Below are 12,648 nucleotides of genomic sequence, written 5' to 3' on the forward strand. Positions count from 1 at the left end.
ATCTTAATTCCTAAGCACTAATGTTATTACAATTTGGAGGGATTAAAACTAAAGTTTCATGACAGCTTCAATGAACAAGTCGCCTCTAACTTCAAAACTTTTATATTGATCCCAACTAGCGCAAGCAGGTGAAAGTAGAATGACATCACCACTTTCTGATATGGAGGCAGCTTTTGGAACTGCATCCTCCACATTTTCCGCTAGTATTGTCTCGCTTATTCCACAAGATTGAGCAAATTCTATAAAGCGTTTACCAGTTTCTCCAAATGCAACTACACCTTTTACATGATTCATGGCTAGACGTAATTCTTCAAAAGAGTGTCCTCGTTCTAATCCACCAGCTATTAAAACAGTTGGTTGATCGAATGCTTCTAACGCCACTTTCGTTGCTAAACAATTCGTTGCCTTTGAATCGTTGTATATTTTACGGCCATTCCATTCCCGTACAAATTGAGTACGGTGTCGAACACCAGTAAAGGTTTTTAATACTTCTTCAATAGCCTGTTTATCACATCCATATAAAATGCATGTAGCGACGGCAGCTAAAATGTTTTCTAAATTATGTTTTCCTGGAAGAGCAATGGATGCTCGATCCAAGTAAAATTCACCTTGCCAATAAATCGCCGTTTCATCTGCACTAATTCCCTCTTCTGAACGTCCATTCGTACTAAAAGGAACTTTTTTAGCTCTCGATTTCATAGCAAGCTGATTAACAATTTCTTGATCGGCATTATAAATAAACCAATCTTCCTCATCTTGATTGTTTGTAATGGCATATTTCGCTTCAACATATTGTTCAAAAGTACCATGATAATCTAAATGGGCATCATATAAATTCATTAAAATAGCGATGTCCGGTTTAAATTCAATTGTCCCCATTAATTGGAAAGAAGATAGTTCCGTAACGATAACATTTTCTTTCGTTGCTTCTGCTGCAACGCCACAAGCAACGGTGCCGATATTCCCCGCAATTAAGGGATTTCTTGAACCACGATTTAACATTTCAAATATTAACGTTGTCGTCGTTGTTTTTCCGTTTGTGCCTGTTATCCCAATGATTGGTGCTTCACTTACTAAATAAGCAAGTTCTACTTCCGTAATAACCGGAATTCCACGATGGATAGCATCCGATACAATCGGATTTGAATAAGGAATACCTGGATTTTTTACAAGCAACTCAAAACCTTCATCTAATAAATCTTCAGGGTGACGACCACAAATGACGGTAATTCCCTTTTTTAATAACCCTTGGGCTTGGGGATTTTCATCAAAGGATTTGGAATCATTTACTGTTACAAAAGCTCCTAACTGATGTAGTAACTCTGCAGCAGCTACGCCACTTTTTGCTAATCCTAAAACTAATACTTTTTTATGCTGTAATTTTGAATATGGAATCATAGTAATGCCTCCGATACAACTGCAATTAATGCTACAACTAAAGCTGTCGTCCAAAATACGCCGACTACTTTACGTTCTGACCATCCTGACAATTCAAAATGGTGGTGAATTGGACTCATTTTGAAAATACGTTTGCCACGTAACTTGAAACTTGCAACTTGTAAAATGACAGATAACGTTTCAATGACAAAAACTAATCCAACTAAAAGAAGTAGCAATTCTTCTTTTACAAGTATCGAAACGAGGGCAAGGGCTCCACCTAATGCTAAGGAGCCCGTATCCCCCATAAATACTTTTGCTGGGTTTGCATTAAAAAGTAAGAACCCTAGCAATGCGCCGGTAACTGCAAAAGTAAATAGCGCTACATCAGCTTGTTCATTATAAAGGGCAATAACTCCATATGCCGCAAAGGCGATGGATGCTGTGCCTGCCACTAATCCGTCTAATCCGTCTGTTAAGTTGACTGCATTTGAAAAGCCTACTAACCAGAATATTAAGAAGGCTACATATAAAATTCCTAAATCAATTGACCAGTCTGTAAACGGTATACCGACGGAAGTATCAAATGAACCTAAACGTAATAATAGGAATGCAGCAATTGAAATAATAATTTGACCGATTAATTTTTGTAAAGATGTTAAACCTAAGTTTCGTTTAAAGATAACTTTAATGCCATCATCTAAAAATCCGATTAAACCAAAACCAGCTAATACAAGTATCATTACGATTGATTGTGTTGTAAATAGATTAAATATATTTCCAACAATTACCGTCGTAGCAATAATCGATATTAAAAAGATTATCCCACCCATAGTTGGGGTACCGGCCTTTTTCATATGAGACTGGGGACCTTCTTCTCGAATACTCTGTCCAAATTTTAATCGTCTAAGTATTGGGATTAATATTGGAGCTAGAACCATAGAAGCGATAAATGAAATTGCTAGAATGGTTATTGTTGTTGTAATTGTCATGATAAATCTCCTTTAATTCTGTTCATTCTTAAATGATTCATCCTAATAATAGATGTTTTCTTTCCATTTTTAAAGATTAGTTTTCTTCTAAATAAAGATGGATTGTACCATCTTGTTGAATAATATTCTCTGCTTCTGGTAATTGGGAAGTAACTTTCTTTCCATCTCCGTGTATTTCAATATTGAATGGATATTGTAATTCCATGATTTCATCTAATGTGTAACCGACTAAATTAGGAACTCGCTCCGTAATTGGATCTCCCCAACGATATTGTTTTTCAAGTTGTCCTTCTCGATCTACTTCTAATCCGATTTCAGGTGCAATGTCCTCAATGATTTGACCAACGATAGGAGCTGCAATTGTACTACCAAATACAACTGAACTTTTTGGATTATCAATCGCAACATACACAACAACTTCCGGATTATCCGCAGGGGCAAATCCTATAAATGATACGATATATTCACCGTCTTTATAACGTCCATCCTCAACTTTTTGGGCAGTCCCCGTTTTGCCACCAATACGTAGACCATCCCGGTAAGCTTGACGACCTGAACCATTAGCAACGACAGACTCAAGGGCTTCCCGGACTTTTTTTGACGTTTCTTCACTTATAACGTTTCTTTTTAATTCAGGCTTACTTTCAAGTATTGTGTTACCAGACTCCGAATCATACACTCGTGATACAACATAAGGTGTAAAAAGTTTCCCACCGTTTACAGCTGCTGCAACGGCTTGTACTTGCTGGATTGGTGTGACGGCAATCCCTTGACCGAAGGAGGTCGTGGCATGCTCCACTGGTCCGAAAGATTCTTCTGAGAATAAAATTCCAGATGCCTCACCAGCAATGTTCGATCCAGTAGGTTCCCCAAAGCCAAAATCTTTAATATATTGAAGTAATTTTGTCGCCCCTACCCGTTGTCCCATTTCAATAAATCCAGGGTTACAAGAATTTTCGACGACTTCTAAAAATGTTTCACTACCATGTCCTTCCCTTTTCCAACAACGAAGTCTTGAATCTTCCACGATTGTATAACCTTTGTCATAAAACATATCATTTTCTAAATCAACTACATCTTCTTCCAAGGCAGCACTTAACGTAATGATTTTAAAAGTCGAACCTGGTTCATAGGTCATCCAAACAGGTAAGTTGCGATTGTATATCGATTGATCTGTTTCTTCAAAATTTGAAGGATCGTATGTAGGATAAGATGAAAGTGCTAGTATTTCTCCAGTATTGACATCCATCGCAATTGCTAGTGCTTGATCTGCATTGTATTTTTCCATCGCCTGGGATAATTCCCGCTCAACAACTTCTTGAACTTCCAAATCAATCGTCAGCTCAACGGTAGCACCTTGCTCGCCTTCCCGCCACTCATCATCAACGTGGGGTAAGGAATTCCCCTGTGCATCTGTAAAAAGACGAATTGCCGCATCTTTTGATGTGAGTAGTTTATCGTATTGATATTCAATACCAGCTAGCCCCTGTGTATCATACCCTGTAAAACCTAAAAATCTAGATAGTAAACTCCCATATGGATAATGTCGTACATAATCGACACCACTATATAAGCCATCAATTTTAAGGCCTTGAATTTGTACAGCTTGTTCATACGTAATGTTTTTTGCTTCAGGGGCTAGTTTCACCAAGTAATCTCTAGTGTTCATTTTTTCGTATAATTTTTTCGGATCTAACTTTAAAACGGAAGCAATTTGATTTGCTGCTTCTTCGATATTATCATTTTGAGCTGGCATAAAATAAAGGGTTGGAGCCAGTTTATTCGTAACGATAACTTTTCCATTACGATCTACAATTTCCCCTCTTTCAGATGCAAAGGGAATTTCCCGGTCCCAGTTTTCTTTCGCCAATTCTGTTAGTTTGTCATGCTGGATGACTTGGACATAAAACAATCGAACGACAACTGCTAAACCAAAAAGTACAAAACCAAATATGATTAACTTTAACCTTTTTTTTGAAATGGTAGAAATCCACTTCATTCGACATTCACACCTCGTTTTTAACAAAGTATGAAATAAAAACAACTTCTATTCGAAAAGGTTTTGTTAATCTTGCGGTAAGTCTTCACCTTCCTCCGTTTTTTCCTCTTTCGCTGAGTATACTTCTTCTGGTGTCTTCAACTGAATAACAATTGGTGAATCATCAGCTATTACAGTATTTGGAGAAACACTTTGACTTGTTACAAACCCTTCTCCTGCAACTTCTATTCGTAAACCGGACATTTGTTTATAGACTAATACATTTCGTAAAGACCAATTATCAAAGGACGGAAGGGTAATGGCTCCATCAGTCTTTAAAAATATTAAACTACCTTTTGGAATAGATAAACCTTCTTTAGGATATTGGTCGGTTATTTTTCCACCTTCACCAATAATAATCGGTGTTAACCCTTCATTCGTTAATGCTGTCTGAACTTTTTCCGCATCATTACCAACATAATTTCCCATTGATTCTGTTTGTACTTCTACTGCATCTTCAGGATTAATATTTAAATATTTTAAACTATTTTCCATAACCGAAGTGAATACTTTTGCTACTGGTTCAGAACCAGCCTCGGTTAATTTTAATTTAGGTCGTTTCACGGCTACATAGACAATGAGTTGCGGGTCATCGGCAGGTGCCATTCCTAAGAAGGAATATAAATAATTGTTTTTTCCTGTTAAATATCCAGAGCCATCGGTATCAGCAATCCATGCAGTCCCAGTTTTACCTGCTACCTCATAGCCTTCAATGGCAAATCGTTTTGCCGTCCCTGCTTCAGCTGTAACCGTAGAAGCTAGTACTTCACGAACTTGTTTTGCCGTCTCTTTCGAAATAGGTTCACCTTTTACTTTTGACTTTTCTTCTTGAATCACTTTACCTGTATTGGAATCTACTATTTTATCAATCACATATGGTTGCATCATTTTGCCGTCATTTGCAATGGCCGTCATTGCCTGGACAAGCTGTATAGGAGTTGCTGTTGAACCTTGACCATAGGATGTTGTCACATAGTTTACTGGATAATTCGTTAGTAGTGTACCTGATGCCTCATTTGGTAACCCAATATCAGTCTTTTTACCAAAACCGAATTTTTTAAAATAATCAATTAGCGTTTCGTTTCCGATATCTTCTAATAAGTTAGCCATAGCTGTATTAGATGAACGTTGAAATCCTTCTAAATAGCTAATTTTCCCCCAACCTACTTGGTTATGGTCACGAATCGTTCTATCTAAAATGGTATAACTACCAGACTGGTATTGTGCATTTGGTTTCCATTTTCCAGTCTCTATGGCAGTCGCTAGTGTGAAAGTTTTCATCGTTGAACCAGGTTCTATAGCAGACTCAATTACTTCATTTGTCCAAGAATCTAACCCCCCTCTTGTATCCGGGTCAAAGGTCGGCCGTTGGGACATTGCTAATATTTCACCCGTTTTCGGATCTGCGACTATAGCTACCATCGACTCAGGGTTGTAGTCTTTATACACGTCTGTCATCGCTTCTTCTAAAAAATTTTGAATCGTTTTATCTAAAGTAAGATAGATATCATCTCCGTCTTTCGCCGGTTGAACCATCTTTTCAGAGTTTGGAAGTAAGTATCCAAATAGATCACTTTCATAATGAACGGAGCCGTTTTCCCCTTGTAACTCCTTATCATAAATATATTCTAAGCCCATTTTACCTACTGTTTTAAAGGAACCATCCTTTTGTTCTTCTTTTAAGGCAAAACCAATTAAATGGGAAGCAAAAGGACCATTTGGATAATATCGATTAGTATCGCTGGCAAAAACAATGCCTGGTAAATCTTCTTTTTTAATCGCATTCATTACTTCATGGCTAATACTACGACCAGCTGAACCAAACTCTACTTGCCATCTTTCTTTTGAAACTCCTTCTTTCAAAATTACATAGATATCCGATTCTTCCATAGCTATATGTTCAGATAATACTTTAGCTGTCTTTTCAAGATCTACTACATGTTGTGGGTCGTCTTTTTTCGTAGTTGCTTTCGGACTGACAACTGCAATTAACCTGTAACTTAATGTATCTTCTGCTATGACACTGCCATTACGATCTAATATTTTTCCCCGATCTGCCGTTAGAACCGCTTCCTTTTCATATAATGCTGCAGCCCTTGCTTCTAATTGATGTCCATTCACTTCTCCCGTTGCTTGGATAGTAAAAATTCGTATAAATAATGAAAAAAAGAGCCCTCCATAAATAATAAACATTAGAAAGGCTCCCCATTGGAATCGAAATCTCTTTTTTTTCATTCTCCCGGCACTACCTTTACATTGTTCTCATTAAGAGTCAAACCGAGTGCTTTTGCTTTTTCCCAAATTCGTTCATACGTAGATAACTCACTAACTTGAACTTTCAAGTCAACATTTTGTTTTTCAATTTCAGAAATTTGAGATTCAATCTCCTGTATTTCCATCGACGTTTGCTGGATTGAACTTTGCTTATGTAATATCGAAACAGCCAATACAGCAACGATGGCAACAAATGCAATATATAAAAACTTTTCTTTAGCCGTAATTCTTGATTTTTTTCTTTTACTTTGTTGTTTTTGGGGCTGTTGATGTTCAGGAACTACTGGCTGTTGAATATACGAATCTTGCCTAACACGTACTGCCATTTACCCACGTCCTTTTTCATTTATTTTTTCAGCGATTCGAAGCTTGGCCGAGCGTGAACGATTATTTGCCTCAAGTTCCTCCTCTGAAGGGACAATCGGCTTTCTAGTCACCAGTTTTAATGTTGGTTTAAACTCTTCTGGAATAACAGGTAAACCAGGTGGTAAATCAGGAAGTGATGAAGCCTCTTTAAAAATCGATTTTGTTAAACGGTCTTCTAAAGAATGGAAAGTGATGACACTTATTCTTCCACCAACTTTCAACAATTCGATTGCATCTACAAGTGAATCTTCAGCTGCACCTAGCTCATCATTTACAGCTATACGTATAGCTTGAAAAACTCGTTTAGCTGGATGTCCACCCTTTCTTCGGGCTGGGGCTGGAATTCCTTCTTTAATTAGTTCAACAAGCTGACCCGTTGTTTCAATTGGAGCAACTTTTCTAGCTTCTTCAATTTTGCGAGCAATTTGTTTCGAAAACTTTTCTTCCCCGTAACGGAAAAAAATACGAACTAAATCTTCATAAGACCACTTATTTACTACATGAAAGGCAGTAAGTTCCGCCGTTTGATCCATACGCATATCTAAAGGTGCATCATGATGATAACTAAACCCGCGTTCAGGTGTATCTAACTGGGGTGAAGAAACACCTAGGTCATATAAAATACCATCAATTTTTTCAATATTAATTTTTTTCAATTCCTCTTTGACATAGCGGAAGTTTGAATGAACAAAGATAATACGATCCAAATAATTTGCTAATCGAATTTTCGCATTTTCAATCGCTATCATATCTTGGTCAAAACAAATAAGTCTTCCTTCTGATGATAATTGCTGTACTAAGTATTCGCTATGTCCAGCGCCTCCTAAAGTACAATCCACATAGTAACCATGTGGATTGATGTTCAATCCATCAACAGTTTCTTTTAATAATACGGTTGTATGATCGAACATAAACCATTACTCCTTTTTGGCTCATACCTTAACTAGAAGTCAAAGCCAATTAAATTTTCTGCAATTTCATTAAAAGAATCCTCTGCTTCGTTGAAATAAGATTCCCAAGAATCCTTTGCCCAAATCTCAATTTTACTTGATACACCTAGTACAACACATTCTTTTTCAAGTTTTGCGTAAGTAGCGAGTGTGGATGGGATATTAATTCTTCCTTGTTTATCAATTTCAACTTCTGTTGCACCTGAAAAGAAGAAACGTGCAAAGGCACGAGCATCTTTTTTTGTCATAGGCAATTCTTTTAATTTTTCTTCGAGTTTTCGCCATTCATCCATAGGATATCCAAATAGACAGTTATCAAGTCCGCGAGTAATAACAAAAGTATTCCCTAATTCTTCACGGAATTTGGAAGGTATAATTAGTCGTCCTTTTGCATCAACGGAATGTTGATATTCTCCCATGAACATGCTACTCACCCCACTTTAGTAAATAATGTACCACATTCCCCCACTTTCCTCCACATTTTTAAAGAGATTGTTAAGAACTTTTTATAATTTATGTATATAGTACTTTTCTACATTTTCCGTTTTATGAAATTCGACTCAACAATCTAAGACATTTCAACATTCATAGACAACTTTTTACTTATCAAATCCATTCCACCTCTGCAAATTAGGTCCATTTTTAGGTATTTAGACATAAAAAAACTGTTCCAAAAGTTAAAATGCTAACTTTTGGAACAGTATCATAAAAAAAGGATCGTATATTACAGATGAATGACATAATGATTACGTGAAATCGACAAAGGTAAAGCACATAAATCCTGTATAAAATTCGGTCCATAACTGTTCAAATATTGATAAGGGTTATAAACTCTTTCTTGGAAATTATCATTCGGATAGATTTCTGCGTTGATTAAATCAAACTGACGAATGATCTTTTCGTGTTTATTGAACACTTGCTGCTCAATTTTTTTACTTAAATAGTCCAGTTGTACTTTATGATATTTTAAATTTTTCTCTACAATCGAATGTAAATTTAAATCCTGGGTATTCAAATGGCTATTTAATTTTTCATATTGTTCTTTTAATAATTGGTGGACATGTTCAATTTGCTTTTTTGCTTCCAAATCTTGAACACTTTCGATATATTGCGCCTTCAAACTTTGCGCTTTTCCTAATAGAACTTCTGGGACAGATAATTCATACGCTGATAGTAGTTGATCTACTTTTCGATCCACTAAAGTAATATTTAACCTCGGTGCCAATATAGGCATTTGTAAATCCATTGCATAAAATGCATCTTTCAAAGTTCCCCAATATGCTAATTCTCCAGGGCCCCCAACGAAAGCTAATACAGGAATGGTCATTTCTTGCATTAAAGGTCTTGTCACAACGTTATTACTTAACTGTTCCGGTTTTGTTTTCGCAACATTTAAGAGTTGTTCTTCAGAAAGTTTTATAAGTCCAGTTGAATCTTGGTAATAATGGTCCTTTCTTTCTAATAAATAGCGCTCACCTTCTTGCACATAAAAAAGGTTGGCATTCGTTACCGTTGCATTAATTGGAGTACCAAAACCTTCATTATGTAATAACCGTTCCTTGTCCACTACTGCCTTTGCAATTTTCTCGTTTTGCTCAATGATTTTCACAAAATAAGACGATTCATATTGGCGGAATGGTGTGTATGCGGCATCAACCATTAAAAGGCCTTCGGTTTTAAAAAATTCATTCATCAGTCGCGCAAAGAAATCAGTGAATGTTTCACTTTTTTCGAGTTGTTGAAGACATGATTTATATAGATCATGTGTATATGCCGTTTCACCGAAATCTTGGAAAATTTTATTCAACAATTGACGCATTTCATCTTGGCGAATCGGAGTTGTTGAGGCCATCGTCTTTTTATTTGATCGTTCATGATAAACCCTTTTCTTCGGAGCCCCATTGACGATTGTATAAGTATGATTAATTTCATCTAAATCGTGATCCTCGCCAGCAATCCAAAAAATCGGCACAACTCTTTCGTTTAATTTTTCACTTTGCTCTTTCGCTAACAAAATAACGGAAATTGCTTTATGAATAGAGTATAAGGGACCTGTTAATATTCCAGCTTGTTGTCCACCTACTATAGCAACTGAACCATTTTCAAGGGCACTTAAATTTTCTTCAATTTTATTGGAAATACCTAGAGGTTCCATATAAGAGCGAATAATTTTACTTAACTCTTTTGTTTCGTAATGTTTTGATTTTAAATAATTGAATCGAGTAATAAATGATTCATCATTATACTCATACTCATAAAATGGTTTTAATTTTTCACTTCCAGACCAATAATCATCTAATAATTGATTATTAACTGGTAGTTCAATCTGTTCCAGCCTCATAAAAAATATCTCCTCTACTCATTGAACAGTTATCTAAAAGATGTTCTAATTTCTATCTAATCTGTTATATTTATAATTCACTTTCTATATTGTAAACCTTCCATCAAGTTCTTCAAAAGAAAATGCTTATTTTAAATCATGACATAGTTTATTATACTTTGAATTAATCCTACAATCCAAATAACGAAATAGGAAAGGGTTAATAAAATGAAGAATAATCGCCATATTTTTTTAAACAACGATAAAATTTTTATTTCCTTTTTCGTACGCCAATCTATGTATGTAAAAATTATGGCAATAAAAATAGCCACTATAAAGACGATTCCACTATAATTTCCTCCCCATAAACTAGAAATCGAAAGGGGAACTGAGAAAAACAATACGAAGGTCGTAACATCCGATGCCCTTCCTATCGATTGAATATTACTCTTTTTACGTTTTCGCCAAATAACATATGTAAAGAAAAACAAAATGATAGGGAAAAATATAATTGTACTTACGATGTATTGAATCATTGTTTTCACATTTTCTCACCGCTCTCTTCTATCGCTACTATTAAATGATATAGTGTAGTTAATATCGGTAAAGTTTTCCCTCTTTTTGCTGCTCTTTTTAAAACCGCTCCAACAATTGTATCAATTTCCGTCGGTCTTTTATGTAAAATGTCCGCTAACATGGATGAAGTGTTTATAGCTGTTTTCCTACATAACTTTTCCACTTCTTCAAAAGGAAATATGGCTTTTTTCTCCGGAAAAGCAATCATAAGCTCATTATATAATTTCTCCAATAATTTATAGGTATGTGGATTTTCTATTAACATACCATTTTTCACTCGCAAAATTGCGGTTAACGGATTGATAAAACAATTCAATAAAGCTTTTTCGAATAGCATGTCTTCTACATTTTCTACAAAAGTAACTTGAAATAATTCATTCGTTTTTTGTGAAAATAAATGAAACGGTGTTGCCGTGCCCCTTTCCATAGCAATTTTTAAAACACCTTGTCCTCGATGTACGATCGTATAATCATTTTCCCTTTCAGCACCGAACTGACAAGAACCAAAGGCGATTGTTTTCTGTGGTAGTTGAACTGCTTCTTCTAAGTGGGCTAAACCATTTTGTAAAAAGAGGAGTGGGATATCTTCATGGATGGTACGAAGTATAGGATAAATTTGATTTAATTCCCCATATTTCACTGCAATTATAACAATCGATTGTTTTGAAATACCTTCTAAATCCATTGCTACTTGGACTTTTGTTTTGGTCATTGTACCATCTAAATTTTTCCGTACTAAGCCATGCCGTAAAAGTTGTTCTGCTTGGTTTTCTCTACGAACGATTAACTTTACAGTGTCATTGCATTCTGATAAAAAGCTGGCAACTAACATACCGACCGAACCAGCTCCAATCACAATAATATCCAAATCGTCACCTCCTATTACGAACGAAAAGTAAAGGTCTACCCGATGAGGCAGACCTTGTATTTTTTACTATTATACCGGATTTTTTCGATACGGTAATGTAATTTGTTTGTTATTCCTTTTTAAATGCATAGATAAATCAGTAGACAAACTATTCCGATGAAACTTTTTGTCTACTATTAATAAAGTAAATAAATCCATGAATGCATGAACCTGTTGCAATCTCTTTTGCCAAAAAGAACAAAAGAAAATACATAGGCTATGGGATTTCCCTCTTAATGTTCTCAAATAAAAGATTGGAATAAAAATCCGGTATTGCCTATCTATTCAACATTTTATTTAATTCAAAAATAAATTTTCAAACATTTATTTTTGATGTTCGATGAAGCTTGCCCCTTGTTGTAGCCATTTTAAAATTCTTTCATGTTCAGTTTGTAATTCCCGATATTTTATTTCTAGTTCATTATATGCTTCTGTTAATTCATCAAAACTACTAAGTGCTAGTTTTAAATGGCTGCGCATTAATTGCTTCGGACGCTTTCTCACACTATTTAACATTTGGCCATATTGTTGACGTAATGTTTTATTCCATCGAAAACCGCACGCTTGTTTTGTACGATTTAATACACTCGCCGCTTCAGCAAATGCTTCAAGTTGTGTTTTACCATTTTGAACAGCTTGAATAACGATTTCAGCTAATTTTTCATCGTCATCTGCTGTCCACTGATCTTTACGTCTTTTTCCATCCATTTCTATCACCTCTCATTTTTTACTACTATATGCAGGTCAATAGATTAAATAGAATAACAATCATAGAAAAATAGGTTGAGACCTATTAATTTCTTTCTACTCCCTTTCTATATAAAAACAAAAAATAAAAACGCCTCTCT

General features: G+C 35.5%; 11 protein-coding genes. All 11 read right to left on the reverse strand.

The window, feature by feature from the left end:
- Positions 1–48 precede the first annotated feature (48 nt).
- The 11 genes from murD to ACH0B5_RS07935 all read right to left on the reverse strand — a co-directional run bounded on the left by murD (position 49) and on the right by ACH0B5_RS07935 (position 12,508).
- A complete protein-coding gene (gene murD, locus ACH0B5_RS07885) occupies positions 49–1,398 on the reverse strand; it encodes a UDP-N-acetylmuramoyl-L-alanine--D-glutamate ligase (protein WP_341361853.1) in 1,350 nt (449 codons plus the stop codon).
- On the reverse strand, positions 1,395–2,369 hold the full coding sequence (mraY, locus tag ACH0B5_RS07890; protein WP_406927675.1) for a phospho-N-acetylmuramoyl-pentapeptide-transferase: 975 nt from the start codon (positions 2,367–2,369) through the stop codon (positions 1,395–1,397). Before mraY ends, murD begins: the two co-directional genes overlap by 4 nt.
- Before the next feature lie 76 nt (positions 2,370–2,445).
- Complete coding sequence (locus ACH0B5_RS07895) at positions 2,446–4,368, reverse strand: stage V sporulation protein D (protein WP_406927676.1); 1,923 nt, start codon at positions 4,366–4,368, stop codon at positions 2,446–2,448.
- 66 nt (positions 4,369–4,434) lie between these two features.
- On the reverse strand, positions 4,435–6,642 hold the full coding sequence (locus ACH0B5_RS07900; protein WP_483887697.1) for a penicillin-binding protein: 2,208 nt from the start codon (positions 6,640–6,642) through the stop codon (positions 4,435–4,437).
- Positions 6,639–7,007, reverse strand: coding sequence for a cell division protein FtsL (gene ftsL, locus ACH0B5_RS07905; protein ID WP_122970267.1), 369 nt, complete (start codon positions 7,005–7,007; stop codon positions 6,639–6,641). Before ftsL ends, ACH0B5_RS07900 begins: the two co-directional genes overlap by 4 nt.
- A complete protein-coding gene (gene rsmH / locus ACH0B5_RS07910) occupies positions 7,008–7,958 on the reverse strand; it encodes a 16S rRNA (cytosine(1402)-N(4))-methyltransferase RsmH (protein WP_122970266.1) in 951 nt (316 codons plus the stop codon).
- A gap of 32 nt (positions 7,959–7,990) precedes the next feature.
- Positions 7,991–8,422, reverse strand: coding sequence for a division/cell wall cluster transcriptional repressor MraZ (gene mraZ, locus ACH0B5_RS07915; protein ID WP_122970265.1), 432 nt, complete (start codon positions 8,420–8,422; stop codon positions 7,991–7,993).
- A 299-nt stretch (positions 8,423–8,721) separates the two neighbouring features.
- On the reverse strand, positions 8,722–10,338 hold the full coding sequence (gene bshC / locus ACH0B5_RS07920; protein WP_406927678.1) for a bacillithiol biosynthesis cysteine-adding enzyme BshC: 1,617 nt from the start codon (positions 10,336–10,338) through the stop codon (positions 8,722–8,724).
- A gap of 131 nt (positions 10,339–10,469) precedes the next feature.
- Positions 10,470–10,853 (reverse strand): DUF3397 family protein, encoded by a 384-nt coding sequence (locus ACH0B5_RS07925; protein ID WP_241559244.1) that lies wholly within the window; start codon positions 10,851–10,853, stop codon positions 10,470–10,472.
- Between the two features lie 5 nt (positions 10,854–10,858).
- Positions 10,859–11,761 (reverse strand): ketopantoate reductase family protein, encoded by a 903-nt coding sequence (locus ACH0B5_RS07930; RefSeq protein ID WP_122970262.1) that lies wholly within the window; start codon positions 11,759–11,761, stop codon positions 10,859–10,861.
- Between the two features lie 363 nt (positions 11,762–12,124).
- On the reverse strand, positions 12,125–12,508 hold the full coding sequence (locus tag ACH0B5_RS07935) for a transcriptional regulator (RefSeq protein WP_122970261.1): 384 nt from the start codon (positions 12,506–12,508) through the stop codon (positions 12,125–12,127).
- Between the last annotated feature and the right edge of the window lie 140 nt (positions 12,509–12,648).

It is taken from the genome of Ureibacillus sp. 179-F W5.1 NHS (genome assembly GCF_045369345.1).
GTDB classification, from domain to species: domain Bacteria; phylum Bacillota; class Bacilli; order Bacillales_A; family Planococcaceae; genus Ureibacillus; species Ureibacillus halotolerans.

Bases quoted from the DNA above. Each gene is read 5' to 3' on its own strand.
- murD (WP_341361853.1), bottom strand. From the start codon at position 1,398: ATGATTCCATATTCAAAATTACAGCATAAAAAAGTATTAGTTTTAGGA.
- mraY (WP_406927675.1), bottom strand. From the start codon at position 2,369: ATGACAATTACAACAACAATAACCATTCTAGCAATTTCATTTATCGCT.
- ACH0B5_RS07895 (WP_406927676.1), bottom strand. From the start codon at position 4,368: ATGAAGTGGATTTCTACCATTTCAAAAAAAAGGTTAAAGTTAATCATA.
- ACH0B5_RS07900 (WP_483887697.1), bottom strand. From the start codon at position 6,642: ATGAAAAAAAAGAGATTTCGATTCCAATGGGGAGCCTTTCTAATGTTT.
- ftsL (WP_122970267.1), bottom strand. From the start codon at position 7,007: ATGGCAGTACGTGTTAGGCAAGATTCGTATATTCAACAGCCAGTAGTT.
- rsmH (WP_122970266.1), bottom strand. From the start codon at position 7,958: ATGTTCGATCATACAACCGTATTATTAAAAGAAACTGTTGATGGATTG.
- mraZ (WP_122970265.1), bottom strand. From the start codon at position 8,422: ATGTTCATGGGAGAATATCAACATTCCGTTGATGCAAAAGGACGACTA.
- bshC (WP_406927678.1), bottom strand. From the start codon at position 10,338: ATGAGGCTGGAACAGATTGAACTACCAGTTAATAATCAATTATTAGAT.
- ACH0B5_RS07925 (WP_241559244.1), bottom strand. From the start codon at position 10,853: ATGATTCAATACATCGTAAGTACAATTATATTTTTCCCTATCATTTTG.
- ACH0B5_RS07935 (WP_122970261.1), bottom strand. From the start codon at position 12,508: ATGGATGGAAAAAGACGTAAAGATCAGTGGACAGCAGATGACGATGAA.